The sequence below is a fragment of the Clostridia bacterium genome (assembly GCA_035628995.1).
In the GTDB taxonomy this organism is placed as follows: domain Bacteria; phylum Bacillota; class Clostridia; order Lutisporales; family Lutisporaceae; genus BRH-c25.
Window position 1 is genome coordinate 124,638 of the sequence record DASPIR010000026.1, and the last position, 25,814, is coordinate 150,451.

At 41.7% G+C, this 25,814-nt stretch carries 24 protein-coding genes and 2 other annotated features; of the genes, 19 read left to right on the forward strand and 5 right to left on the reverse strand.

Features of this window, described 5'->3' with window-relative positions:
* Nucleotides 1–104 precede the first annotated feature (104 nt).
* The 10 genes from VEB00_11765 to VEB00_11810 all read left to right on the forward strand — a co-directional run bounded on the left by VEB00_11765 (nucleotide 105) and on the right by VEB00_11810 (nucleotide 9,834).
* Complete coding sequence (locus tag VEB00_11765; protein ID HYF83691.1) at nucleotides 105–836, forward strand: GntR family transcriptional regulator; 732 nt, start codon at nucleotides 105–107, stop codon at nucleotides 834–836.
* Nucleotides 837–886: 50 nt separating this feature from the next.
* Entirely contained in the window at nucleotides 887–2,269 is a 1,383-nt protein-coding gene (nagE, locus tag VEB00_11770; protein ID HYF83692.1) for an N-acetylglucosamine-specific PTS transporter subunit IIBC, read from the forward strand.
* A 59-nt stretch (nucleotides 2,270–2,328) separates the two neighbouring features.
* A complete protein-coding gene (murQ, locus tag VEB00_11775) occupies nucleotides 2,329–3,141 on the forward strand; it encodes an N-acetylmuramic acid 6-phosphate etherase (GenBank protein HYF83693.1) in 813 nt (270 codons plus the stop codon).
* Between the two features lie 56 nt (nucleotides 3,142–3,197).
* On the forward strand, nucleotides 3,198–4,343 hold the full coding sequence (nagA, locus tag VEB00_11780; GenBank protein ID HYF83694.1) for an N-acetylglucosamine-6-phosphate deacetylase: 1,146 nt from the start codon (nucleotides 3,198–3,200) through the stop codon (nucleotides 4,341–4,343).
* A complete protein-coding gene (gene nagB / locus VEB00_11785; GenBank protein HYF83695.1) occupies nucleotides 4,340–5,092 on the forward strand; it encodes a glucosamine-6-phosphate deaminase in 753 nt (250 codons plus the stop codon). Before nagA ends, nagB begins: the two co-directional genes overlap by 4 nt.
* Before the next feature lie 55 nt (nucleotides 5,093–5,147).
* On the forward strand, nucleotides 5,148–5,999 hold the full coding sequence (locus VEB00_11790) for a haloacid dehalogenase-like hydrolase (GenBank protein HYF83696.1): 852 nt from the start codon (nucleotides 5,148–5,150) through the stop codon (nucleotides 5,997–5,999).
* 11 nt (nucleotides 6,000–6,010) lie between these two features.
* A complete protein-coding gene (locus VEB00_11795) occupies nucleotides 6,011–6,265 on the forward strand; it encodes an HPr family phosphocarrier protein (protein HYF83697.1) in 255 nt (84 codons plus the stop codon).
* Nucleotides 6,266–6,269: 4 nt separating this feature from the next.
* Nucleotides 6,270–6,752 (forward strand): PTS glucose transporter subunit IIA, encoded by a 483-nt coding sequence (locus VEB00_11800; GenBank protein HYF83698.1) that lies wholly within the window; start codon nucleotides 6,270–6,272, stop codon nucleotides 6,750–6,752.
* Between the two features lie 19 nt (nucleotides 6,753–6,771).
* Nucleotides 6,772–8,514 carry a phosphoenolpyruvate--protein phosphotransferase gene (gene ptsP, locus VEB00_11805; GenBank protein HYF83699.1) on the forward strand — a complete coding sequence of 581 codons (1,743 nt, stop codon included), beginning with the start codon at nucleotides 6,772–6,774 and terminating at the stop codon, nucleotides 8,512–8,514.
* Nucleotides 8,515–8,610: 96 nt separating this feature from the next.
* Nucleotides 8,611–9,834: a GGDEF domain-containing protein gene (locus tag VEB00_11810; protein HYF83700.1), complete on the forward strand. Its 1,224-nt coding sequence runs from the start codon at nucleotides 8,611–8,613 to the stop codon at nucleotides 9,832–9,834.
* Nucleotides 9,835–9,862: 28 nt separating this feature from the next.
* Here VEB00_11810 and safA read toward each other — a convergent pair whose 3' ends face one another.
* Nucleotides 9,863–10,480 (reverse strand): SafA/ExsA family spore coat assembly protein, encoded by a 618-nt coding sequence (safA, locus tag VEB00_11815; protein ID HYF83701.1) that lies wholly within the window; start codon nucleotides 10,478–10,480, stop codon nucleotides 9,863–9,865.
* Between the two features lie 459 nt (nucleotides 10,481–10,939).
* On the opposite strand from safA, the gene VEB00_11820 reads away from it, so the two are divergent.
* The 7 genes from VEB00_11820 to VEB00_11850 all read left to right on the forward strand — a co-directional run bounded on the left by VEB00_11820 (nucleotide 10,940) and on the right by VEB00_11850 (nucleotide 18,929).
* A complete protein-coding gene (locus tag VEB00_11820; GenBank protein ID HYF83702.1) occupies nucleotides 10,940–12,316 on the forward strand; it encodes an alanine/glycine:cation symporter family protein in 1,377 nt (458 codons plus the stop codon).
* A 188-nt stretch (nucleotides 12,317–12,504) separates the two neighbouring features.
* On the forward strand, nucleotides 12,505–13,413 hold the full coding sequence (murQ, locus tag VEB00_11825; protein ID HYF83703.1) for an N-acetylmuramic acid 6-phosphate etherase: 909 nt from the start codon (nucleotides 12,505–12,507) through the stop codon (nucleotides 13,411–13,413).
* A gap of 34 nt (nucleotides 13,414–13,447) precedes the next feature.
* Nucleotides 13,448–14,824: a PTS transporter subunit EIIC gene (locus VEB00_11830; GenBank protein HYF83704.1), complete on the forward strand. Its 1,377-nt coding sequence runs from the start codon at nucleotides 13,448–13,450 to the stop codon at nucleotides 14,822–14,824.
* Nucleotides 14,825–14,839: 15 nt separating this feature from the next.
* Nucleotides 14,840–15,877, forward strand: a complete 1,038-nt coding sequence (locus VEB00_11835; GenBank protein HYF83705.1) for a MupG family TIM beta-alpha barrel fold protein — start codon at nucleotides 14,840–14,842, stop codon at nucleotides 15,875–15,877.
* A gap of 37 nt (nucleotides 15,878–15,914) precedes the next feature.
* Nucleotides 15,915–16,763, forward strand: coding sequence for a MurR/RpiR family transcriptional regulator (locus VEB00_11840; GenBank protein HYF83706.1), 849 nt, complete (start codon nucleotides 15,915–15,917; stop codon nucleotides 16,761–16,763).
* Between the two features lie 210 nt (nucleotides 16,764–16,973).
* Entirely contained in the window at nucleotides 16,974–18,023 is a 1,050-nt protein-coding gene (locus VEB00_11845; GenBank protein HYF83707.1) for a hypothetical protein, read from the forward strand.
* Between the two features lie 3 nt (nucleotides 18,024–18,026).
* Nucleotides 18,027–18,929, forward strand: a complete 903-nt coding sequence (locus VEB00_11850; protein HYF83708.1) for an OmpA family protein — start codon at nucleotides 18,027–18,029, stop codon at nucleotides 18,927–18,929.
* Between the two features lie 93 nt (nucleotides 18,930–19,022).
* Here VEB00_11850 and aroB read toward each other — a convergent pair whose 3' ends face one another.
* The 4 genes from aroB to VEB00_11870 form a co-directional block, all read right to left on the reverse strand.
* A complete protein-coding gene (aroB, locus tag VEB00_11855) occupies nucleotides 19,023–20,618 on the reverse strand; it encodes a 3-dehydroquinate synthase (GenBank protein HYF83709.1) in 1,596 nt (531 codons plus the stop codon).
* A gap of 107 nt (nucleotides 20,619–20,725) precedes the next feature.
* Nucleotides 20,726–21,256: a peptidylprolyl isomerase gene (locus VEB00_11860; protein HYF83710.1), complete on the reverse strand. Its 531-nt coding sequence runs from the start codon at nucleotides 21,254–21,256 to the stop codon at nucleotides 20,726–20,728.
* 46 nt (nucleotides 21,257–21,302) lie between these two features.
* Nucleotides 21,303–21,899 (reverse strand): TlpA disulfide reductase family protein, encoded by a 597-nt coding sequence (locus VEB00_11865; GenBank protein ID HYF83711.1) that lies wholly within the window; start codon nucleotides 21,897–21,899, stop codon nucleotides 21,303–21,305.
* 32 nt (nucleotides 21,900–21,931) lie between these two features.
* Nucleotides 21,932–22,636 (reverse strand): cytochrome c biogenesis protein CcdA, encoded by a 705-nt coding sequence (locus VEB00_11870; protein ID HYF83712.1) that lies wholly within the window; start codon nucleotides 22,634–22,636, stop codon nucleotides 21,932–21,934.
* A 209-nt stretch (nucleotides 22,637–22,845) separates the two neighbouring features.
* Nucleotides 22,846–23,080: a binding site (T-box leader), on the forward strand.
* Nucleotides 23,081–23,117: 37 nt separating this feature from the next.
* Nucleotides 23,118–23,352: a binding site (T-box leader), on the forward strand.
* A gap of 40 nt (nucleotides 23,353–23,392) precedes the next feature.
* Here VEB00_11870 and thrC point away from each other — a divergent pair.
* Together thrC and thrB are read left to right on the forward strand one after the other, a co-directional pair.
* Nucleotides 23,393–24,874 carry a threonine synthase gene (gene thrC / locus VEB00_11875; GenBank protein ID HYF83713.1) on the forward strand — a complete coding sequence of 494 codons (1,482 nt, stop codon included), beginning with the start codon at nucleotides 23,393–23,395 and terminating at the stop codon, nucleotides 24,872–24,874.
* A gap of 9 nt (nucleotides 24,875–24,883) precedes the next feature.
* Nucleotides 24,884–25,774 (forward strand): homoserine kinase, encoded by an 891-nt coding sequence (gene thrB / locus VEB00_11880; protein HYF83714.1) that lies wholly within the window; start codon nucleotides 24,884–24,886, stop codon nucleotides 25,772–25,774.
* Nucleotides 25,775–25,814: the final 40 nt, after the last annotated feature.

A 25,814-nucleotide genomic window follows, 5' to 3' on the forward strand; every position in this document is an offset into this window, starting at 1 on the left:
TGAAGTGTACTGGAGTTAATGTTATTATAAATATAAAAATTGGTATATACAACATGACAACATATTGATATAGTACATGGGCAAAAAAATGTTCAGGAGGAATTATGAAAAAAGTAAATAAGAATTCACCGCTGCCGCTTTATTACCAGCTAAAGGACATAATTTGTGATCTGATTGAAAATGAAGAACTCAAGCCTAATGATCCCATACCCCCGGAGAGAGAGCTTTGTGAGTATCATGGGGTAAGCAGGATGACTGTTAATAAGGCTATTACCAACCTTGTCAATGAGGGCTTGCTGTACAGAGAGCAGGGAAAGGGAACCTTTGTAGCAAAACCAAAAGAGGGTTACCAGCTCTCAAAATTATTGAGCTTTACTGAAGATATGAAAGCAAAGGGTCTTCAGGTTGATACACGGATAATCTCCTTTCATAAAAAATCAGCTACAAAGAAAATACAAAAGGTACTGAATCTACTGGAAAAAGAAGAAGTATTTGAGATAAAAAGACTGAGACTGATCGCCGGTGAACCCTACGCAATTGAAACTGCGTACCTACCTGTCAGCCTTTGTGAAGATTTAACTATGGAAAAGCTAGACAAAAAATCCCTTTATGATATTTTACTCAGCGAATACGGGCTCAAGATGGATTATGCGCATCAAACCATAGAAGCGGTAATCCTCGATGAATATGAAAGTGAGATTCTGCAGGTACAGGAAAAATCTATTGCACTGATGTTTTCGAGGAAGACTTATCTGGAGGGCGATAGACCGATGGAGCTTACAAAAGCAGTATATAGAGGAGACAAGTATAAGTTCGAGGTTGTACTAAGGCGCTAACAGTTGTGTATAAAACACAATTGTTAAGATAAAAAGGGGGTTAGCTTTATATGAAAATCAAGTTCAGTCAATTACAAAAGCTGGGAAAAGCCATGATGCTTCCTGTAGCAGTGTTGCCAGCAGCAGCGCTATTGCTGAGGTTTGGACAGCCGGATCTATTAAACATTCCATTCATGGCGAAGGCTGGCGGGGCTATCTTTGACAACCTGGCACTGATCTTTGCAATAGGTATTGCAGTTGGTTTCTCCCATGATAACGCCGGAGCAGCGGGCTTGTCAGGTGCAGTGGGATATCTTGTGCTTACCAATGGATTAAAGGCTATTAATCCGGATTTGAACATGAGTGTTCTGGCAGGTATTATCTCAGGTCTGGTTGCAGGTGGACTTTATAATAAATACTATAATATCAAGCTGCCGGAGTTTCTCGGTTTCTTTGGAGGAAGAAGGTTTGTGCCCATAGTTACTTCCGCTGCTATGATGGTTTTAGCAGGCATTTTCGGACTAATATGGGCACCGATACAGAATGGTATTAATTCTATGGGTCAGTGGATAATCGGAGCAGGAGCAGTCGGAGTATTTGTATTTGGATTTCTCAATAGATTGCTTATACCTCTGGGGCTGCACCATGTATTAAACACCTTCATCTGGTTTGTATTCGGTAACTATACAGATGCAGCAGGCCAGGTCTGGACAGGGGATTTGAACAGGTTCTTCCACGGAGATCCAACAGCTGGCAGCTTCATGGCAGGCTTTTATCTAATATTCATGTTTGCTCTGCCTGCAGTTGCATTGGCAATATATAGAACATCAAAGCCGGAAAATAGGAAAGCCATCGGAGGCGCATTGTTCTCAGTCGCTTTTACTGCTTTCTTGACAGGGATTACTGAACCATTGGAGTTCATGTTCATGTTCCTGGCACCGGTTCTGTATGTGCTTCATGCAATACTTACAGGTCTGGCCCTTGCTGTAGCATATTCCTTGGGAATATTACATGGGTTTGGCTTCTCAGCCGGTGCGATTGACTATCTACTCAACTGGCGTTTGGCAACAAAAGCGATAATGATTATACCGGTAGGTTTGATATTCGGTGTAATTTACTACTTCTTATTCGTCTGGATTATAAAAGCACTAGATATTCCTACTCCGGGAAGAATTGACGAAGATATGGACGAAAGTACATCAGTCGATTTGAACATCAGTGACTTCTCCGTTAAACTGGTGGAAAGACTTGGAGGTAAATCCAATATTGATACATTGGATGCCTGCATAACAAGACTGAGAATGACTGTAAAGGATGTCAATGCAATTGATGAGAGTGCACTTAAGTCTATGGGCATAAAGGGAATACTTAAAAAGGCAAACAGCATCCAGGTAGTAGTAGGAACAAGAGCAGAATTGATTGCCGACGAAATGAAGAAATCCATAAAAATGTAATGGACTTGCGAACAGGGCGGCTTATGCCGCCTTGTTTTTAAAAAAGAGGAGGTGCTGCAGTGCGGATCAATGCTGATACTGAGAATATAGATAAGCTGTCAACAAAGGAAATGGTTAAGATTTTCAACAATGAAGATAAAAAAGTTGCAAATGTAGTCGAAGGCTGTCTCGAATCGGTTGCAGCTGCAGTAGACTTAATGGTGAGCACAGTGCAAAAGGGCGGAAGGGTATTATATATTGGAAGCGGTACAAGCGGTAAACTTGCTGTTATTGATGCTTCTGAATGCCCGCCTACCTTCGGTGTGGATGATAATATGATCATTGGTGTAATATCGGGTGGGGTAGAAGCGGTTGCCGGATGGAAAGAAGAAACAGAAGATGATTGCGAACTGGCAGCTAAAGATTTAAAGTCCAGAAATCTCAGCAGTTGTGATGTAATAGTCGGTGTAAGTGCCAGCGGTAACACGCCATATGTGCTATCAGGGTTAGAATACGCTTCACATATTGGCTGCAGTACGATCGGCATAAGCTGTTCAAGTACAGGAATGCTTAATAGGACGGCAGATATATGTATTGTTTCGGATGTAGGTTCGGAAGTTATTGAAGGTTCTACAAGGCTAAAGGCAGGAACGGCACAAAAAATGATACTGAATATGCTTTCTTCATGCACTATGGTCAAACTGGGCAAGACCTACGGAAATTTGATGGCAAATGTAAAACCTATAAACTTGAAGCTGAAAAGGCGTGCCATTGATATAATAATGTATGCAGCCGGATGTAAGGAAGAAGCAGCTCTGGAGGCTTTTGAAAGGGCAGAAGGCAATGCAAAGGCTGCAATCCTGATGTTGATTAATGATATTGGTGCCAAGTAAGCTTAAAAAACAATCAAAAATGAATGCTCATACAATGGGCAGTAAAGGGTGATTAAATGAAGGCAATAGTCAATGCTAATATAATTATGAAAAATAAAATTCTGAAAAACCATACATTATTATTTGACGAGAGAATTGTGGAAATAGCAGAAGACTATAAAATAAACGAATCCGAATTGGAAGAAGTTATTGATGCTAGCAATAGATACTTGTCACCGGGTTTTATAGACATTCATATCCATGGATGTATGGGAAACGACACTATGGATGATAATGGGAGCAGTATTTCCAATATTAGCAAAAGCATTGTATCTACAGGGGTGACCGCTTTCTTACCTACTACAATGACAATGAAATTCTCAATAATTGAGGAAACTATAGAAAGAATTAGGAAACTTATGAATAATGAACCTGGAGCTTCCATCCTTGGATGCCATCTGGAGGGTCCATTTATAAGTGATGAGTACAAGGGCGCACAGAATGGAAAATATATAATAAAACCTGATTTTAGCGGTATTGAAGGGTTTTCGGATGTGATGAAGATAATAACTATTGCACCGGAGGAAGAAGGTTCAGATGAGTTTATTGAAAGCTGCGTAAGACACGGTATAGTAGTCGCCATAGGGCATACAAAAGCAAATTATGAGCAGGCCATGAGGGCTATACAGAAGGGTGCAAGCCACATTACCCATACTTTTAATGCCATGACACCGCTTCACCATAGAAATCCAGGTGTCGTAGGTGCTGCTATGGACAGTTCTGCAAGCTGTGAGCTTATTGCGGACAACATACATGTAAATCCCGCTGTTCAGAGAATCCTTCTAAAGGTTAAAAAAATAGAGGGGATAATACTTGTAACTGACGCAATGAAGGCATGTCTCCTGGATGAAGGGGAGTATGACCTGGGTGGGCAGAGGGTATTGGTAAAGGGTGATGAGGCAAGGCTTCTTTCAGGTAGTCTGGCAGGCAGTGTTCTTACCTTGAATAAGGCTTTGAAGAACTTCATCAAAAATACCGGAGTGAGTCTGAATGAGGCTGTTAGGACTGTTACTGAGAATCCTGCAAGAATATTAAAAATAAGTGACACAAAAGGAAGTATCAGTATAGGTAAAGACGCTGATTTGACTTTGTTTGATGAGAATTTTAACATATACGCAACATATGTGAAGGGTAAAAAAGTTTATGAGAGGTTTGAGAGATGAGAATAGTAGTTGCTAAGGATTATGAAGAAATGAGCGGAAGAGCAGCCAAAATAGTGGCAGGGCAGATATTTGTAAAGCCTAATAGCGTAATTGGTCTGGCAACAGGCAGTACGCCTCTTCTGATGTATAAGGAGCTTATTCGCATACACTTGGAGGATGGATTGGACTTTTCAGAAATAACAACCTTCAATTTGGATGAATACATAGGCTTATCAGCTGATAACATTAACAGCTATCATTACTACATGTTCGACAACCTTTTTAGGCATATCAATATCAAAAAGGAAAACATATTCATACCTAATGGTATGGCTTCAGATATTGAAAGGGAATGCAAGAGCTTTGAAGAAAACATCAGAGCAAAGGGTGGAATAGACCTGCAGGTGCTTGGAATAGGAAATAACGGGCACATAGGCTTTAATGAGCCTGATATCAAATTCGAGGCTACAACTCATGAGGTGAAGCTTGATGAGGAGACTATTCTCGCAAATGCCCGCTTTTTTGAAACTATTGATGAAGTACCGAAGCTCGCGATAAGTATGGGGATAAAGACAATAATGCATGCTCGGAAGGTGGTGCTGCTTGCAAATGGGTACGGCAAAGCTGAATCATTAAGTAAAGCATTGTATGGAGGAATAACACCGGAAATACCTGCATCCATACTTCAGCTGCACCAGGATGTTACCGTAGTAGTTGACGGGGAGTGCGCCAGTTTCTTAAAGAGATTGGGGGATGAGAGGATTGAGTGACAGGATACTTGATTTAAGACCAGCACAGTTGATAAAGCTTAATGGAAAAGAACTCATGGATAGCATCAGGGCTTCTGAGGGCAGGACTGTGGCTTGTGAGATTGTCTGCCCGGTGATGCCCTTGTTTTATGATGTGACAAATGCAGAGCTTGCAGCTGCCTTTGGCGCCGATTTGATAATCTTGAACTTATATGATGTGCTTGAGCCTTATATATTTGGGATAAAGCCTGAAGCCGGGGAAACAGCAGTTCAGAGGCTGAAAAGACTGGCAGGGCGCCCTGTTGGTGTGAATCTTGAACCTGTTGATGAAGGAAGGAACGTTGTAGGGGAAAGGGTATCTATCGGAGCGGGCAGGACAGCCACCCGGGAAAACGCAAGGCTTGCATATGAGCAGGGGGCTGCCTTGATAGTCCTAACAGGGAACCCCAAAACAGGGGTAACTAACGAAAGCATCTTAAAAGCTATAAGGATTATTAGAGAAGAATTATCTGACGGTATTGCGCTGGCAGCTGGAAAGATGCATGGAGCTGGTATCGGCTCGGAGATGGGAGAAAAAATCGTGTCCGAGAAGGACGTTGAGAGCTTCATAGATGCGGGCGCGGACATAATATTGGTGCCTGCGCCGGGTACAGTTCCCGGAGTAACCGTTGAATTTGTGAAGAGTATAGCAGACATTGCGCATAAAAGAGGTGCTATGCTTATGACCACAATCGGAACTTCGCAAGAAGGCGCAGATATCAATACAATAAGGAGCATTGCGTTGAACTGCAAAATGGCAGGAGCTGATATACACCACATTGGCGATGCCGGTTATACAGGGGTAGCAGTACCTGAAAATATTACGGCTTATTCAATTGCCGTAAGAGGTATAAGGCATACATATAGAAGAATGGCCATGAAAGAATAGGAGGAATTGAATTGCAGAAAGAAACGATAAGGGTAAACGGGAAGGACGGCCTTCATGCAAGGCCTGCTGCTGAGTTTGTCCAGCTGTGCAAGAATATAAAAAGCAATGTAAAACTTGAAAAAAATGGGGTCAGTGTATCGGGAAAGAGTATTATAGGCATTATGTCCCTAGGAATTTCCGGGGGAGATGAAGTAACGGTCGTTGCTGAAGGCGATGATGAAGTGGATGCAATTATACTAATAAAAGAGCTGCTAGATAAGGAGTAATTAGATGTTTGATTATTTTAAGAAGAAAGATGACACACTTATCCTATACAGGCCGGTGGAAGGAAAAGTAATCGATATCAGCGAGGCAGAGGATAATATGTTCGCTGATAAGATGATGGGAGATGGGGTTGCAATTGAGCCGGAGAGCAATGACATCTTTTCGCCTTGCGACGGTAAAATACTGCTTGTGCCAAAAACCCTCCATGCTGTTGCGTTATTATCCTCCAACGGAGTTGAAATACTGATACATATTGGTATTGATACAGTCGAACTGAAGGGGCAGGGCTTTACAAGCCATGTGAGTGCAGGGGATATGGTTAAAAGGGGAGACAAGCTTATAAGCTTTGACAGGGAATATATAATGAGGGAAGGCAAACCTCTCACAACTCCTATTGTCATAACCAATGGGGATGATAAAAACATAGAGATTAAGAAAATCTTTGGAGACAACACGGATATAATCATGGAGCTTAAGATAAAAGGTTGATTATTAGGGAGAGAGAATTATGAAAAAGGGTTTGGCTGTATCTCCGGGTATTGGAATTGGCAGAGCGTATATCATCAGAGAACCTGAAATTACAATAGATAAGGGTATCATAAGCCAAGAACAGGTTCAAGGAGAGCTTGACAGGCTGTCAAGGGCATTGGATTGCTCCAGGAATCAAGTGGATGCAATATATCAAAGTGCTGTAAACCGAGGTGAAAAGGCGAAGGCAGAAGTCCTCGAAGCACATGTGCTTATGCTGGATGATCCGATGCTTGTTGAGCAGGCAATAGAGAAGATCAGAACTTTCAAGTTAAAGTCAGAATATGCCTTTTCACTTGTTATTGACGAGCAGATAGAGATATTCAAGAGCATAGAAGACCCATATATAAGAGAAAGAATAAATGATGTAAGGGATATCGGTTCAAGGGTTGTGAAAAACCTGACCGGAGTCATTATAAAGGATATTGCATCCATAAATGAAGAAGTAATACTGGTAGGTAAAGAGATTACTCCTTCTCAGATGGCAGCTGCAGATTCAAGGTTTGTCAAGGGAATAGCCAGTGAAGTAGGGGGAGCGACCTCGCATACTGCGATACTGGCACGAAGCGGAGGTATTCCAGCAGTCATGGGGGTGCAGGATATAGCAGAGCTTGTAGAAGATGGACAGCAGATAGCAGTGGATGGTACATTGGGTGCAGTTGAGCTGGAATTGAATGAGGAAAAGCTTTTACTGCTGCGTGAAAAAATGCTCAGGGCTCAAAAAATTGAAGAAGAACTAAGCAGGATAAAGGACTTGCCGGCAGTAACCAAAGATGGACATGCTGTAAGACTGGAATGCAATATTGAAGGGACTGCGGGTATAAAGAAGGCTTTGGAGGCAGGGGCAGAAGGAATAGGCCTCTTCCGCACAGAGTTTTTATTTATGGACAGAAGTAAAATGCCTAATGAGGAAGAACAATTCAGGGTATATAGGGAAGTCGCTTCGGATATGGGAGGAAGGCCTGTAATTATTAGAACTCTCGATATTGGTGGAGATAAAGAGATAGAATATCTGAAGCTGCCAGCGGAAGCAAATCCTTTTCTTGGCTTCAGAGCTATAAGGTTATGCTTTGAAAGGATTGAGATGTTTAGGGCGCAGCTTCGGGCAATACTCAGGGCAAGCGTATACGGTAAGGTTAAGATAATGTATCCCATGATAGCCACAGTGGACGAATTGAGAAGAGCCAATAATATATTGAACGAGTTAAAACGGGAACTGGAGTCAGAAAATAAAGACTTTGACAAGGGTATTGAAGTGGGAGTAATGATAGAAATCCCGGCTGCAGCAGTTATTGCTGATGTGCTGGCAAAAGAGACGGATTTTTTCAGCATAGGCACTAATGACTTGACACAGTATACGTTGGCAGTAGATAGGACAAATGAGAAGGTAAGCTATTTATATAATAATTTTGATCCCTCAGTGATACGTTTGATCAGCACAGTGATAAAGGCAGGACATGAAAAGGGAAGGCCTGTGGGTATGTGCGGCGAGCTTGCCGGCAATCCGACAGCTGCATTGCTGCTATTGGGACTTGGTCTGGATGAATTCAGCATGAGTCCGACCATGGTGCTTAAGATTAAGAAGATAATAAATACAGTTGACATGAATAGTGCAAGGGAGGCTTCAAAAGCAGTGCTGGCTATGGAAAGTGCACTTCAAATAGAAGAATACCTGGCTGAGAAAAACAAAGAGCTGGGCTTGGAGTATCTAATAGGCATATAAGAGCAGCAGATATAGATAATTTATGGTATTATAGAGATAATGGAGTACACCGTTATCTCTATAATACATTTTGCAGGATAGGAAGGATAAAGGAAGTTGAATAGTACAACAAAAGCTATAATATCCTTGGCAGTGAATTGCTTGCTTCTTATAATTGCATTATTTTCATTTAAATGGTTAGAAGCCCCACCCACAATAAAGGTGATTTTGCAATATATAGCCTATGTTTTTTTTACTATGGGCATTTTTTTTGGATGGTGGTTCAACCGAAGCAGAGTTTTCTTCTGCTCCCTGACGCTTATGCTGAGCCAGATGATTCTGATGCATTATTTACCATATGGAATGGATGCAAAGGATTATTATCCCACGGTATTAACTATAGTATCTGTGTATATACCCCTTAATATTTTGGTTTTCTCAGTACAAAGGGAAAGAGGAATAGTATCAGCTTGGGGAAGAATGAGATTCTTGTTTATAACCATAGAATTACTTGTAGGAGCATGGATAGTATGGTATAACGATACAGATTTGCTTCAGCTTTTCAATTTAAAGCTGTTTCCAATGGATATCAAGCTTCTGCCTGGTTTTTCACATGTGTCACTTTTATTGTTCTTTGCTGCATTGGCCTATCTTTTTATCAGACAGGCTGTGACTGGAAAGGCTTTTGATGCGCCCTTTATGGGTATAACGATATTTTCTTTCGCTGCTTTGGCATCAAGCAAGGATGTACAATCAGCAGCTGTAATGTTTGCATTATCAGGACTATTGCTGGTAGCAGTGGTTATTCAGGCGTCCTACAGCATGGCTTACCTGGACGAGCTTACTGGATTGCCTTCCAGACGAGCACTGAAAGAAGAAATGCTGAAGCTTGGGGGCAAATACGCTATAGCAATGCTGGATATAGACCATTTCAAGAAGTTCAATGACACCCATGGACATGATGTGGGAGATGATGTGCTGAAGCTCGTTGCAGCCTGCATCAAAGGCATAGGAGGCGGGGGCAGGGCTTTCAGGTATGGGGGGGAAGAGTTCACAATGCTTTTCCCGGGCAAGACCACTGAGGAAGCAATACCCTATCTTGAAGAGCTTAGAGAGCATATTGCCAAGAGAGGCTTTACAAAAAGAAGTAAAAGCCGGCCTAAGAAAAAGCCTTTGGAAATAAAGTCAAATGCGGGAGGACATAGGAAGCTGTATTTGACAGTGAGTATTGGAGCTGCGGAAAGAAATGAGAAATACAGAACTGCTGAGGAGGTTATCACCGCAGCGGACAGCGCATTGTACCGAGCAAAAGCAAAGGGAAGAAATTGTGTATGTAAGTAACCGAAGTCTATTGACTTCGGTTATTATTTTATCTTCCTGGCCTTATAAACATCTGAGTCCAGTAATAACTTCCGTTGCTGCTCTTTGCACATCCTACTCCGATTTCGGTATAGGCTGTACTGAGGATATTGCTTCTGTGACCGGGAGAATTCATCCATGCAGTCACAACCTCCTGAGGTGTCCTCTGTCCCATTGCTATGTTTTCACCGCCTGCTGCCATACTAATTCCAAAGGACTCAATCATGTCAAACGGCGAGCCGTAGGTCGGAGATTGGTGAGCAAAATAATTCTTGTTTATCATATCTTGTGATTTGTACCTTGCACACCTGGAAAGCTGCCAATTGGCCTTAAGGGCTCCGAGACCTTTCTTGGAGCGTTCAATATTTGTTAAGCGAATAACCTCATTTTCCATAGAGTTTATAGCAGTCGTGGTTGGTATCGTGAGCTTCTGCCCTGGGTAAATCATTGATGGATTTTTTACCTGAGGGTTTTTTGAAATTATCTCGCTTATTCCTACCTGATACTTCTGTGCTATTTTCCACATGGTGTCGCCAGAACGTATTGTGTAGGTTGTATCAGCAAAAATTTGCATTGTTGACATCGTAAAGCATAGCACCACTAAAAATGCTATTAATTTCTTTTTCATTTTATCACCTCGTATATATTTTTGATAAATGCTGTATTTTTATGACTGATAGTTTATGTAACATTTGAGCAAACAGCTTATTCTAAGAAAAACATTACCAGGTACATGTTAAGCTTTTGTTGAAATTAATAGGAATATGGAGATTAAAACAAGTTGAGAAAAATAATTCAGGTTGTTATAATATAGACAAGCCTTACGACTGTTGTAGAGTGCATCTCTTATTTGTTGATTTTTGTGCCTTACATCTACTTTTCTGAAATTTTTTATATACTTATTAAAAAATTTTGAATATTCGTATAGTGCAAAAACTAGAAGTATATGTTAAAATAGTTTTAGGGCTTGTGAGGGAATCGGTGGCTTATTGTGAAGTTTGCTAACTGAAAGTAAGTACTGTTTTCTCAAATCATTAGTTTTACGCAATTTTATTCAATCCAATCTTAAATTTAAAGGAGGTCTTTTATGCAAGCGTTTCATGATTTTATTATTTTCCTAAACGGTTACCTTTGGGGGCCGCCAATGTTGATTCTTCTTTTCGGAACTCACGTGTTCCTCACTTTCAGGTTGGGATTTATTCAAAAGTATACTGGTTTGGCAATAAAACTTTCAGTTAGCAAAGATACAGCAGGTGAAGGAGACGTAAGCCAGTTTGGTGCACTTACTACAGCCCTCGCAGCTACAATAGGTACTGGTAATATCGTAGGGGTTGCTACAGCTGTTGCTCTTGGTGGTCCTGGTGCTGTTCTCTGGTGCTGGCTCACAGGCGTATTCGGCATAGCAACAAAGTACGGTGAAGCATTACTCTCAGTTAAATACAGAGTTAAGACTTCGGATGGCACTATGCTGGGTGGACCTATGTATGCTCTTGAAAACGGCCTCAAAATGAAATGGTTGGCAGTTCTCTTCTGCATATTCACAGGTATTGCTGCATTCGGTATAGGCAACATGGTTCAGGCAAACTCCATAGCCTCAATGGTTGTGGAAAACTTCGGAATTTCTCCTTATATATCAGGTGCAATAATGGCAATACTTACAGGAATTGTTATAATCGGCGGTGTTAAGTCCATAGCAAGCGTTTGCGAAAAGCTCGTTCCGTTTATGGCAATATTCTATGTATTAGGCTGTCTTGTAATACTTATAATAAATTCTGCTTATGTTGGTCAGGCATTTGCACTTATATTCTCAAATGCATTTTCACCTAGAGCTGCAGGCGGCGGTTTCATTGGTGCAAGTGTAATGATAGCTGCAAGATACGGTATCGCAAGAGGCTTGTTCTCAAATGAATCCGGTCTTGGTTCAGCTCCATTGGTAGCTGCAGCTGCAAAGACTGCAAACCCTGTAAGACAGGCACTTGTATCCTCAACAGGTACTTTCTGGGATACAGTAGTTGTTTGTGCTATGACAGGTCTTGTTCTAGTTAGCAGCATAGTTAGAAATCCTGCAGGATTAGAAGGTCTCAAGGGTTCAGCGCTTACAAGTGCTGCATTCGATCAGATTCCTGTTATTGGACCTATAGTTCTTACAGTTGGTCTTCTTACTTTCGTTTTCTCAACTATACTCGGTTGGTCATACTATGGTGAGAGAGCAGTTGAGTATCTCTTCGGCAAGAAGATAATAATGCCATACAGATTACTTTGGGTAATAGGCGTATTTGTTGGATCAGTAATGTCTCTTCCTCTCGTATGGGACCTTGCAGATGCTATGAACGCTATGATGGCAATACCTAACTTGGTTTCATTGCTTCTCTTGAGTGGAGTAATAGCTTCTGAAACTAGGAAATACCTTGTTGATGGAAGCATTGACGATGTAGACAATACTCCAATACCAACTATAAAGTAAATACTAGATTAATATAGTTAACAGTAACCTGGCGGTTGTTTAAAAGCAGCTGCCAGGTTATTTTTATGTGTGCTATTGAAATATTATTTCAAAATATACATTATTATATTGAAATATAATTTCATTAATAGTATAATAGCAATATACATATATAGGGTATAAATCATAAATTTTGCAATGGAGTGATGTTGATGAAAGTAGATTTGGATAAGCTGATAACAGAAAGCAGGAATAATAATACTGTTGATATTGACAGTGTGTCAACCGTAGAAATGCTAAGAATGATAAATAATGAAGACAAGATTGTAGCATATGCGGTAGAAAAGGAATTGGAGAGAATTGCAGAAGCGGTAGACATAATTCATGAGAGACTGTCAAAAGGCGGCAGATTAATATATATAGGTGCCGGTACCAGCGGAAGGTTGGGTATTGTTGACGCATCCGAGTGCCCTCCCACATTCGGCACTGATCCTGAATTGGTACAAGGGATAATTGCTGGTGGAAGAAACGCGGTATTTAAGTCCGTCGAAGGGGCGGAGGATAATAATAATGAGGGAATAGCAGACGTAAAATCTGTCGGGCTGTGTGAGAAGGATGTACTGGTGGGACTTGCTGCAAGTGGGAGAACACCGTATGTAATAGGAGCTCTGGAATATGCTAATGAAATAAGTGCAGCAACTGTTGCTGTAACCTGTAATCCTAACTCGGAAATGGCTCAGGTAGCACAAATATCCATAGCGCCTGTTGTGGGTCCTGAGGCAATAACAGGATCAACAAGAATGAAGGCAGGAACGGCACAAAAGCTTGTACTTAATATGCTTACTACGGGGGTTATGGTTAAGCTGGGTAAGGTTTATGAAAACCTTATGGTGGATGTTAAAGCGAGCAATATAAAATTGACTGAAAGAGCTAAGAAAATAGTAAGCCAGTGCGCGGGAGTTGAAGAAGCCGCCGCAAAGAAGGCTTTGGAAGAGACTGACTATGATGTAAAACTTGCCATTTTCATGATAAAGTCCGGTCTATCGAAGGAGGATGCCAGAAAAGAACTGGATGAGAATAAGGGATTTATAAAAAAGGCTCTTCAAAATTATTTATAAGGGGGAATTATACGTGGGCGACAAAATAAGAACCATGGCTGAAGGAATCATTGAAAACTGTGGAGGAAAAGAAAACATACAATCAGCTGTGAACTGTATGACCAGAGTTAGAATGACATTCAGGGATTCAGACAAAGTCAACGAAGCTGCCCTTAAAAATGTACAGGGTGTTATGGGGATTGTAAAGGCGGATGAGCAATTACAGATTATCGTAGGACCCAGTGTAGCTACTAAGGTGGCTGAAGAAATGAGAAAGATTTTGGGTCTCAGTGATGACAAGACGTCTTTTGGAGAGGCTGATAAGGTTAAGAAGGAAATGAAGAGCAAGTATGGCACACCGGCGAACGATATTCTAAAGAAAGTATCGAATATATTTATTCCGTTGATTCCTGCTTTTATTGGTTGTGGTTTGATACAAGGCATTAATAATTTGATAAAGACATTCAAATGGATTGAGCCAGGCACATTAACTTCACTTCTGACAGTTTTTGGCGGTGCTGTTTTTGCATACATGCTGATTATGGTTGGTATGAATGCTGCTAAAGAGTTTGGAGGCTCACCAGCTTTGGGTGGAGTTATGGCAGGTATTCTGATGACTCCGGGACTTGCGGATATAAAATTGTTCGGCAAAGCATTGGTTCCTGGACGAGGCGGAGTAATTGCAGTACTTCTTGTAGTTCTGTTTACAGCATTTGTAGAAAAAAGAGTTAGGAAAGTAGTGCATGAATCAGTAGAACTGATTGTGACCCCACTGTTAACAGTACTTATTTCCGGCTTCGTAGCAATAATAGTTTTACAGCCACTTGGCGGCGCTATATCCGACGGCATAGGAGCTGTAGTTACAAATGCTATACAAACTGGAGGAGCGCTCGTAGGTGCAATTCTTGCAGGAACATTCCTGCCATTGGTTATGACAGGTCTGCATCAGGGACTTACTCCTATTCATGCTGATCTGCTCACAAAATTTGGTGAGAATGCGCTGCTTCCTATCCTGGCAATGGCAGGCGCAGGGCAAGTAGGTGCAGCTATTGCTGTATATGTAAAAACAAAGAACAAGAAGCTTAAGAAGACGATTGCAAGTGCACTTCCAGTAGGAATACTTGGAATTGGAGAGCCTCTGATTTATGGTGTCACACTGCCTCTAGGCAAGCCTTTCCTGGGTGCATGTCTGGGTGCCGCCTTTGGTGGTGCTTCAAATGCAGTATTTCATGTAGCTTCAATCAGCATGGGCTTGTCGGGATTACCACTGGCAGCATTGATAAAATCGGATAAAATTGCCTTTTATTTAATGGGAGTAATCATATCCTATATTGCAGGGTTTGTTGTTACATACTTGCTCGGCTTTAATGACCCTGTAGACGAAGAACAGGATTACAAGAGCACAGCAGGAGCACGCAGCACTACAATGTAACGAAAGGAGATAGACATGGTTGGCATATCACTGTATACGGGTATGGGTTACAGCCTTGCTGATAATCTGGAATACCTTGAAAAAGCATCTGAGTTGGGGATAAAGGAAGTCTTTACGTCTTTGCATATTCCGGAAGCTGACAGCAATGTGTACAACGAAGCAGAGGAAATACTGCTGAAGGCCAAACAGCTGGGGATGATGGTAACGGCGGATATTTCCAAACACTATATAGATAAGACCGATATAAAGAAATACAATCTATATGCCCTTAGGCTTGACTTCGGATTTAGTGTTAAAGAAATAGCTGGACTATCCAGGGAGCTGCCCTTCAGGATACAGTTGAATGCAAGTACCGTATCAGATAAGTATCTGGACGAGTTAATACAAAATGGTGCTTCTATTGCTAATATGGAGGTATGTCATAACTATTACCCGAGAAATAATACAGGTATGGCTTACGGACTCTTTATGGAGAGAAACCGGTGCTTTATGAAACATGGAATGAAGATAGCCGCATTCATACCTCTGCAACATCAAAGAAGAGGCCCTCTGCATGAGGGCCTTCCGACGTTGGAATGCCACAGGGCTATAAGACCCGTTATTTCGGCACAGCACTTACTGCATTCCGGAATAGATACTGTATATACGGGAGATGCATTTGCTTCAGAGGAAGAGCTTAAGAGTATATCGGGAATAAAGAAAGATGTCTATTCGATACCTATAAGGTTATTCGGACCAAGTGAAGGGGAAATGCAGGTACTGTCTGGGGTGCATACAAATCGTATGGATCCGGGAGAATATGTAATACGTTCCCAGGAGGCAAGGCTGAAGAAGCATGAGAAGATATTGCAGCATAATACAGCACAAAGAAAAAGATACAGTGTTACTATAGATAATGAAGGATATTTAAGATACGAGGGAGAATTACAGATATTAAAAAGAGAGCTGCAATCTGATGACAGGGTTAATGTGGCAGGAGATGCCTCTGAGGCAGAACTGCTTATAGAAATGATAAAGCCGGGAGAGGCCTTTGAGTTCATTTTGTCTGATTAATCAAATTGTTTGCCATCAGTATCGGGAGGTATCGTGATTGAGCTGTATTCTAAGGATAAGAGAAATCTTTGAAGAATTGACACCGGCGGAAAAGAAGCTGGCAAGCTATGTCCTGGAGCATGGAGACCAGGTGGTGAGTCTTGCTGCTTCTGATTTTGCAGAGCTTTGTGAGACTAGCCCTGCCAGTGTTATTCGCTTTGTTAAAAAGCTGGGCTTTGAAGGGCTTCAGGATTTCAAGATGGACATAGTGAAAGGGCTGGCATTAAAGCTGAATAATCAGGAAAACGTATATGAAGCTGTTACTATTCATGACTCTACGATGGAGATAGTTAATAAGATTGCAAGGGGAAATATTAAAGCTATTGAGGATACTATAGGAGTACTGGATGAAGAATCTGTATCTGAGGCTATAAAGGCACTTATAGAAGCAAATCATATCAATATATACGGGGTAGGAGCCTCGGGACTGGTAGCACAGGATTTGCAATATAAGCTAATGAGAATAAGCAAATCAGTAAGTATGTACATGGACAGCCATACTCAGCTTTCCTCTTCAATACATATGAAAAAAGGGGATGTTGCAATAGGCATATCCCACAGCGGCAGGACGCTGGAGGTTTATAAGTCCTTGGAAAGGTCAAAGCAGAGGGGCGCGACGACAATTTCCATTACCAAATATGGAAGCTCTCCTATTAGCGAAATTGCCGATATCAAGCTGTACACTGCAAGTGTTGAAAAACATCTTAGGACGGGGGCTATTGCTTCAAGAATTGCACAGCTTACAGTGGTTGATATCATATTCATAGGTGTAGCAAGAAACAATTACAGCGATATTGCAAAGTTTATTCAAGATACCAGGGATATGGTAGAGGATTTGAAAATATAATCATCAATAAATGACATAATAGTATTTCATATGTACTATTATGTCATTTTTTTTAATTTATAGGCAAAATACTCCAAATAACCTCAATATATTAAACTAGGTCTTTGTAGCTTTGAGTATTGATTATTTGCGACCTTTTGTATAAAATATAATAGACAAGCTGGTAAAAATATGTAGACATGGAATTATATTTGAAGATGGGGTGATGTTTTGGAGATTTTGTTAAAAGCCGTGAACAATCTGGGTTATACTGCATATTCCATAATATGTGCAATAGCAATCATATTTATGGTTTCCTTCTTTACCATGCTTCGGATAAGAGGAAAATACCGCAGGCTGCAGAAGGATCTCAAGGCGGCTGCTGTCAAAAAGGACGGCAAGTTCAAAAGTCAAGTGCTGAGTGCTATCGTAGAGGACTATCGGACGATTTCGATGGCCGCCAAAGGCCAAGTAAATACGCAGGCGATAGTGGAGAAAAACTTTAGCATCAGGCTAAAGGGGCTGGGGCTTGGAGAAAGGTTCGTGAAGAATTCAGTTTCACTAATGGTGGTGCTGGGTTTGTTAGGGACCTTCTACGGGTTGACACTGTCTGTGGGGAAGCTGGTTGAGCTTCTAAGCGCCAGTGGAAACAGCGAACTGCTTGTCGGTATGGACTCGATTATCACAGGACTTATTTCCTCTGTAAAGGGGATGGCGGTAGCCTTTTCAACAAGCCTGGCAGGGGTTGGAGGCTCTATTGTAATAACTGTTGTGGGAATTATATTCAATATAGAGGAAGCAAGACAGGGCCTTATGGTCCAGCTTGAGGATTATCTTGATAATGTAGTAGAGCAGGAGCTTCTCCAATACAAGGAATCTGAGCTGAGCAGGATAAGTATGGCAATAATAACCTCTTTTGATGGCTTCAGCGGAAGGGTGGAGGATGTGCTTCGAGGTACGGTGGTGGATTTTTCGGACAAGCTTGCAAAGGCAAGCGAAAACATAGAGAGATCCTCCAAATGTCTGGAAGGAACAATTATGAAATTTGAAGATGCTCTTGCTGTATTCAATAACAACACAAGAGATTTTGGCGAGTTTAACTATAATCTGAGAGGAAATATTGAGAGAATGGACGTAGGCTTCTTGAACCTTAGGGAGTGCCTTGTAGAGACTGCCAGGATAATAAGCTCCAATCAAAGGGTCATGAGCAGTTTTTCGGATACAGTGCAGCAAGCGGCAGCAGCTTATAGCAATGAAAAGGGTATTGGAGCTGGGAGGTAGCCTATGAAAGGGAGAAGGAGATATTTTGGGGAAGGAGCAGAAGCTCAGGACTTCTGGCCTTCTTTTACAGATGTAATGTCTACATTGGCTTTGATACTGTTCTTCCTGATGCTTCTGGCATACGTTCAAAATATAATATATGGCAATAACCTGGAGCATGCAAAGCAGCAGCTGGAGATAGCAAGAGCAGATATAAGCAGTTCGGAAAGAGAGCTTAAGCTTATCAGGATGGAGATAGATAAGACCGCGGCAGCACTGACATTATCCGAGCAGGAGGTTCTGAACCAGAAGACAATTATTGCAATGAGCAATGAAGAGCTTGAAAGCCTTAGGGTCAGGCTTCAAAGCATTGCTTTTCTCAGGCTGGACATATTGGAGAAGGTAAAAGATTCTGTAGAAGAAGAACTGGGGAAGTACAATGAAAAAGGGCAGCAGCTTGTATCTATTGGAGATAATGCAAATATAATAATCAATGAGAGCATGGTTTTTGCTTATAATTCGTATGAGCTGAAGCCGGAAGCTAAGGAGCTGCTGATGCAGCTGTCCAAAGCCTTTGAAAGGGTGCTGGAAAACACTGAAGTAAGGGAAAGCATAGATGCCATAAGCATTGATGGACACGCGGACAGCTTGGGGAATGCGGATTATAACAGGGAATTATCTACAAGAAGGGCTACAGAAGTAGTGAACTTCATGTTCAGTGTAAATCCCAACCTGGAGAACAAGTATGGGGAATACTTCGCAGCCAATGGATTTTCTGAATTCCGCCCCATAAGCACAGGCAGCGATGAGAAAAGCAGAGCGCTTAATAGGCGCATAGAGATTTCAATCATTGTTAAGGACTCGAATATACAAAAGGTAATTGAGAAGTATCTCAATGAAACCAAGGGAATGCTCGAAAGCAGATAAAATAGAAAACGGCTTAAGCCGTTTTCTATTTTTATGAGTATTACATTTTTTCTGCACTAAACCATTTTACTGTACCTGTCTTCATTAATACCCTCATATACTGCTGCTGAGATGCTTCAGCGCATTTCTTACGTAATCGGCGGGAATATTATCATATATTTCTGCCGAGCCTAAAGCTTTCGGGAGCACAAATCTAATGCGTCCTTTTTCTACCTTTTTATCGTTATTCATCAAATAGAGGACTTTATCAATATCCATGCCGGGGAAGCAAGTCGGAAGTCCGGCTTTTGCAAGAAGCTCACTCTGCCTGGTCCGGTGATCTTCCTTCATTAAGCCCATGCTGACAGCAATATATGCAGCACCTTCCATTCCCAGAGAGACTGCCTCGCCATGACGGAATTCAGTATATTCCGTTGCAGCTTCGATGGCATGACCTATGGTATGGCCATAGTTCAAGAGCATTCTGATCCCAGTATCCTTTTCGTCCAACTGTACGACTGAAGCTTTTGTTTTGCAGCAGTTTTGGATTATATGAGACAAGAACTTCGAATCCAACTTCAGAATATCAGCAATATTGTTCTCAAGGTATTCAAAAAACTCATAGTCACCAATGACTCCGTATTTTATCACCTCTGCCAGACCGCTCCTAAGCTCTCTGGGGGAGAGGGTGACGAGGGTGGAGGTATCTGCGATAACCATCCTGGGCTGATAAAAGCTGCCAATTAGGTTTTTGCTTTCCCTGTGGTTTATAGCAGTCTTGCCGCCTATGCTGCTGTCTGTCTGAGAGAGCAAGGTGGTAGGGATTTGGATGTATGGTATGCCCCTCATATAGGTAGCAGCTGCAAAGCCCGTCATATCTCCGATTACTCCGCCTCCAAACCCAATCATAAGACTGTCTCTGGTAAGCTTCATCTCAACAGCTTTGTCATATATCTTTGCAAGGCTGTCTATATTCTTGTATTCTTCTCCGTCAGGGATAAGGCACCAGTCCAAAGTGTAATAGGCTTCAAGGGCTGCCTGAAGCTTGCTGCCCCAAAGCTCATATATAGTCGGGTTTGAGACTATCAATACCTTTCCCGCGGGATAAAAAGTACCTATGTATTTATGAAGGTCTTCGATCAAGTGGCTGCCGGAAACAACCTCACATGAAGCATTGTCAAATTCCATTGAGAAGCTTGAACCTTGCTTTTCTGAGCTTACGAAGGCTTTTATCCTTACAGCAGCATCTTCAGGGCTCATATAAGACGTATCAATGGATAAATCCCCATTATATAAACCCTTCCGATTATCCAAAATTCTATTGATTGCCTGGCAAGGATCCTCTACATCCAATAGAGGACGTTTGCCGGTCTTCCCGACTCTCTCAAGTATTACTTCAGGCTTTGCTTTAAGGCAGATGATTTTGCCGTTTCTTCTGAGCGCCTCCATATTCAGAGGAGAAAGCACCACGCCTCCGCCTGTTGATATGACACACTTGCAGCGATTTGACACATCTGATATGACTTGGCTCTCCAACTCTCTGAAGTAGCTCTCTCCATGCTGGCTGAATATTTCCTTTATTTGCTGCCCTTCTTTTTTCTCGATTTCAGTATCAACGTCAATAAACTCATAGCCCAAAAGTTGGGCCAGAACTCGTCCGATTGTACTCTTCCCGGTGCCCATGAAGCCTATTAAAACAATATTACTCATATCATCACCTCGGTAATTCGTGTTTTTTGTATTATATCACATAATATGGCAGAAAGGTGTGTTTCTCTAAGAGATAATGAAAAAAGCTGCTTACGCAGCCTTTTTCATTATCTCTCGCCGAGCTTTTCAGGTTCACCATAATCTACTCCATCAGTATCAACAGTAACCTTTTTCATCCTCTGATCCTCAAGGGGTTTGTCGGAGTGGTTCCTTTTCACTGCTACTATTTTATCAGCAGTCTCGATACCTTCTGTGACCTTGCCAAAAGCAGCATACTGGCCATCCAGATGTGGTGAATTGGCTACCATTATAAAAAACTGCGAGCCCGCTGAATCGGGTGATGACGACCTAGCCATTGATATTACGCCCTTCTCATGCTTGAGATTATTTGCAAAACCATTAGACTTAAACTCGCCTTTTATGCCGTAGCCAGGACCGCCCGTACCTTGACCCTGAGGATCTCCTCCCTGTATCATAAAACCGGGAATAACCCTGTGGAATATTACTCCATCATAAAAACCTTTGTTTGCAAGAGATATAAAGTTCTTTACGGTATTGGGAGCGATATCCGGGTAAAGCTCCATCTTCATTACATCTCCATTTTCCATTTCTATAGTTGCCAAGGGGTTGCTGCTCATGTCAAATCATCCTTTCTGTATGTACTCAATAGTTATTATAACAGATTTACTTAAGTTTATTAACATATTCCTTCATTGATTCAAGAGGCAGCGGCCCCACTATACTATCATCAAGGAAGCCATTAGTGTCTATGAAATATGTTGTGGGTATATTTGATACTTGATATAATTGAGAAACCTCTCCCTTGACATCCAACAATATTGGGAAATTGTATTTATTCTTTGCTATGAAGTCCTGTACGGTTTTTTTATCTTCCGCAATATTGACTGCCAGTATTACAAGGTCGCTGTCCTTGGTTTCCTGATAAAGCTTTTCAATATCAGGCATTTCTGCTTTGCAGGGAGGGCACCAGGTAGCCCAGAAATTAAGGTAGACCTTTTTGCCTTTGAGTTGACTCAGTGTTATCTTATTGCCATTTAAGTCCTCCAGTGTAAAATCGTAGTCTGCCATCAGATTGATTTCTTCCTTGGACTGCGGACCTTCTGATTGGCTGCTGTCAGCAGGGGTGGGGCTTGGAGCCGGAACTGCCTGCTGGGGAGGGGCTTTTCCAATGCTGGATTTGGCATTGTAGTTATTGGTGGTATAAACAGCTACAATCACAAGGATGATAGCTGCTGTCCATATGATAATGCTTTTTTTCATAGCTTGCGCTCCTATCTATTCGAAATTTTAATCTATAAGTTAATGAAACTAAAATATCGGCTTAATACTGAAACCTTATTGGTAAATATGATAATGCCCATAATAATAAGCAGAATTCCACTAGCTATGGAAATGGTATTCAGGTGCCTGGATATTTTTTTGAAGTATCCGCTGAAGCTCCCAATTGCATAGGCAGTAAGTACAAACGGTATCGCCAGACCTAAAGAATATGCGGTTAACAGTATTATTCCCATGCTTATTGTCTCCATGCTGCCTGCATATATGAGTATTGATGCCAGGATTGGGCCTACGCAGGGAGTCCAGCCTGCCGCAAATGCTACGCCTACGAATACAGAGCTTATGTTTTTACTCAGCTTTTCGAAGGGAACGAGTCTCTTTTCGTAGTATAAGGTCTTTATCTTGAAAATCCCGGTAATGTGTATGCCAAATAGTACTATGAGAGCACCGCCGATTTTTCTGAATACATCCATGTTGCCTTTTAAAAGCTTCCCTATAGAGGTTATTGAGGCACCCATTGCTATGAACACCAGGGAAAAACCCAGAACAAACCCCAAGGACTTATATAGTGTATGCAGCCTAGCCTTGCCTGAACTTAGCTCAGCCACGGTAGAGCCTGTCAAATAGGTTATATATGCAGGTACCAGAGGCAGCACACAGGGGGAAAGAAAAGAAAGCAGACCTGCTGAAAATGCCAGCAACAACGACGTGTTATTCAAGTATCTCACCTGCCTTAATTAAATTCTGTTAGGTTAATATGTACCCCCCACCGGTATACACTCATAATATTATATCACGAATGTGAAGGTTTTATGAAGAGTTGGAAAAATATTGTTTTGTTGTAAAAAAGCTTGACATTAAAAAGTATATGCAGTACTATGAATAAAACATATAAACAGATTTTAAGTAATGGGTAACAAATTAAAAGATATAAACGATGATCAGGACGAGTAAATCCGATTCGGTCAGTAGAGATGGGGGGTCACCGGCTGAAAGCTTCCCTTGGCATGAAGGATTGAAAACCACCTGGGAGTTTGCTTCTGAAAGCTGATCTTATATAGAGCAGGCTAGTAGGAATCGACGTTCGCCGCGTTAAGGCTTTGAGTGGGTTTTATATGCCAGTTTGGGTGGAACCGCGGGAGAAATATGCTCTCGTCCCTTTTAGGGACGGGAGCTTTTTGTATTTAAAAGAATATTTAGTATAAAATGATGATCAGGACGAGTAAATCCGATTCGGTCAACAGAGATGGGAAGTCACCGGCTGAAAGCTTCCCTTGGCATGAAGGATTGAAAACCACCTGGGAGTTTGCTTCTGAAAGCTGATCTTATATAGAGCAGGCTAGTAGGAATCAACGTTCGCCGCGTTAAGGCTTTGAGTGGGTTTTATAAGCCAGCTTGGGTGGAACCGCGGGAGAAATATGCTCTCGTCCCTTTTAGGGACGGGAGTTTTTTGCATTTAAAAAGGAGGTATTATTATGATTTACAGAAGCACCAGAGGGAGTGAAGAGACAGTTTCAGCAAGTGAAGCGATATTGAAGGGGATAGCTGTTGACGGGGGGCTGTATGTACCGGAGCAGCTTCCGAGTATAGATGATCCGCTACATGTTTTGGCAGAAATGAGCTATAAGCAGCTGGCTTGCCTGATTATGGGGAAATACCTTACGGATTTTGAACCTGAAGAGCTTCAAGTATGTGCTGACAGAGCATATGGATGCAAGTTTGACACTCCGCATGTGGCACCATTGGTAGAAAAAGCCGGGGTGCATTTTCTGGAGCTGCACCATGGACCTACACTTGCTTTCAAGGATCTGGCACTTACCATCCTTCCGCATTTGATGAAGGCAGCATTGGAAAAGCATAACCCGGGAAAGGAGGTAGTAATTCTTACAGCTACCTCAGGGGATACAGGCAAGGCTGCACTTGAGGGCTTTGCAAATGTGGAGGGTACAAAGGTAATAGTATTTTTCCCGGAAGATGGTGTAAGTGATATTCAAAAACTACAGATGCTGACCCAAGAGGGTAGTAATACTTTCGTTGCAGGCATTGACGGGAATTTTGACGATGCGCAAAGCGGGGTAAAGGAAATATTAAACGACCGTATGTTTAAAGAAAGACTCGGCAGCAGTAATTATATGCTTTCCTCAGCAAACTCCATTAATATGGGTAGGTTGATTCCTCAGATAGTATATTATTTCTATGCTTATCTGACCCTTGTCAGGGAAAGAAAAATCAAGGCGGGTGAAGCAGTTAATACAGTTGTTCCTACAGGTAACTTTGGGAATATCCTTGCGGCCTATTATGCCAGGAAAATGGGTCTGCCGTTAAATAAGCTTATATGTGCTTCTAATGAAAACAATGTACTCTACCACTTTCTGCAAAGCGGTATTTATGATAGCAGGCGGGAGCTTAAGCTAACCAGCTCTCCATCTATGGACATACTTATATCCAGTAATCTGGAAAGGTTATTGTACGAGATAAGTGGAAGGGACAGTAGTATGATCAATATGCTTATGTCTAAGTTGGTTTCGGAAAGAAAATATGAGATTACAGAAGATATGAAGAAGGGGCTGGCGGAGTTTTATGGAGGTTATGCATCAGAATTAGAAACCTCAGACAGCATAAGAAGAGTTTTCGAGACTTCGGGCTATGTTATGGATACTCATACTGCTGTTGCCTATGCAGTGTATGAAGGGTATAAAAGGCAGACAAACGATAAGTCACAGGCTATTATAGTATCCACTGCAAGTCCCTTTAAGTTCGGCAGGACTGTGGGCAAAGCATTGGGCATCAATACTGACAAGCTTGATGATTTCAGTGTGATAAAGCGGCTTTCTGCATCGGCGCAAATAACTATACCAAAAGCAATTAAAGAACTGGAAACTAAAAGAATAATACATGGCACCCTTTGCAGAAAGCATGAGATGAAGCTTGCCATACAAAATTTTTTAAAGGTGTAGGTGATATATATGTTGGAAATCAGAGTTCCAGCTACAAGTGCAAACATAGGGCCGGGCTTTGACTGTCTCGGTATAGCATTAAATATGTATAACTACTTTTATATAGAAGAAGCTGATGCCGGCCTGGAAATATTGGGCTGTGAAGAAGCCTACAGGAACAAGGAAAATCTCGTATATAGGTCTATGTTAAAATGCTTCGAGAAGCTTGGCTGCAGTTATAAGCAAAGAGGGCTGAGGATTAGGCTTCAAAACGAAATACCGATATCAAGAGGGCTTGGAAGCAGCGCAGCATGCATATTAGGGGGGGTACTGGCAGCAAATGAACTTTCCCATGGAAAGCTTGACAAAAATGAAATTCTTGAAATTGCCACGGAAATAGAAGGGCACCCCGACAATCTTGCACCGGCCATGTTCGGCGGAATGACTGCAGCCATAAAGGATGGCAGCAGAATATACCATGAGAGTATAAAGCTGCCTGAAGGCATAAAGTTTTGCGCTATTATACCAGCTTTTGAACTGTCAACGGCAGAATCCAGGGCAGTCCTTCCCGATATAATTTCCTATAAGGATGGGGTCTTTAATGTGGGGAGGGCTTCACTTCTGATAGCTGCTTTAACAAATGGAAGCCTAGGGCTTCTTGAATTTGCATGCAAGGACAGACTTCATGAAACGTATAGGGGTAAACTGATTAATAACTATAATGAAATAATAGAGGAAAGCCACAGACTGGGCAGCCTTTGCACATACCTGAGCGGCGCCGGACCGACAATCATGGCTATTCTCCGAAAGGAAAAGGATTTTTGCAGTTCTATGAAAGCTTTTTTATCTCAATTGGAAAATAAATGGCAGTTAATAGAATTGGAGCCTGATTTGACAGGAACTGTATTGAGAAGTATTTAGAAATTGCGAAGTAAGCTAAATAAATATATTTTAGGGGGAT

Bases quoted from the DNA above. Each gene is read 5' to 3' on its own strand.
- VEB00_11765 (HYF83691.1), top strand. From the start codon at position 105: ATGAAAAAAGTAAATAAGAATTCACCGCTGCCGCTTTATTACCAGCTA.
- nagE (HYF83692.1), top strand. From the start codon at position 887: ATGAAAATCAAGTTCAGTCAATTACAAAAGCTGGGAAAAGCCATGATG.
- nagA (HYF83694.1), top strand. From the start codon at position 3,198: ATGAAGGCAATAGTCAATGCTAATATAATTATGAAAAATAAAATTCTG.
- nagB (HYF83695.1), top strand. From the start codon at position 4,340: ATGAGAATAGTAGTTGCTAAGGATTATGAAGAAATGAGCGGAAGAGCA.
- VEB00_11790 (HYF83696.1), top strand. From the start codon at position 5,148: ATGGATAGCATCAGGGCTTCTGAGGGCAGGACTGTGGCTTGTGAGATT.
- VEB00_11800 (HYF83698.1), top strand. From the start codon at position 6,270: ATGTTTGATTATTTTAAGAAGAAAGATGACACACTTATCCTATACAGG.
- ptsP (HYF83699.1), top strand. From the start codon at position 6,772: ATGAAAAAGGGTTTGGCTGTATCTCCGGGTATTGGAATTGGCAGAGCG.
- safA (HYF83701.1), bottom strand. From the start codon at position 10,480: ATGAAAAAGAAATTAATAGCATTTTTAGTGGTGCTATGCTTTACGATG.
- VEB00_11820 (HYF83702.1), top strand. From the start codon at position 10,940: ATGCAAGCGTTTCATGATTTTATTATTTTCCTAAACGGTTACCTTTGG.
- VEB00_11830 (HYF83704.1), top strand. From the start codon at position 13,448: ATGGCTGAAGGAATCATTGAAAACTGTGGAGGAAAAGAAAACATACAA.
- VEB00_11835 (HYF83705.1), top strand. From the start codon at position 14,840: ATGGTTGGCATATCACTGTATACGGGTATGGGTTACAGCCTTGCTGAT.
- VEB00_11850 (HYF83708.1), top strand. From the start codon at position 18,027: ATGAAAGGGAGAAGGAGATATTTTGGGGAAGGAGCAGAAGCTCAGGAC.
- aroB (HYF83709.1), bottom strand. From the start codon at position 20,618: ATGAGTAATATTGTTTTAATAGGCTTCATGGGCACCGGGAAGAGTACA.
- VEB00_11860 (HYF83710.1), bottom strand. From the start codon at position 21,256: ATGAGCAGCAACCCCTTGGCAACTATAGAAATGGAAAATGGAGATGTA.
- VEB00_11865 (HYF83711.1), bottom strand. From the start codon at position 21,899: ATGAAAAAAAGCATTATCATATGGACAGCAGCTATCATCCTTGTGATT.
- thrC (HYF83713.1), top strand. From the start codon at position 23,393: ATGATTTACAGAAGCACCAGAGGGAGTGAAGAGACAGTTTCAGCAAGT.
- thrB (HYF83714.1), top strand. From the start codon at position 24,884: ATGTTGGAAATCAGAGTTCCAGCTACAAGTGCAAACATAGGGCCGGGC.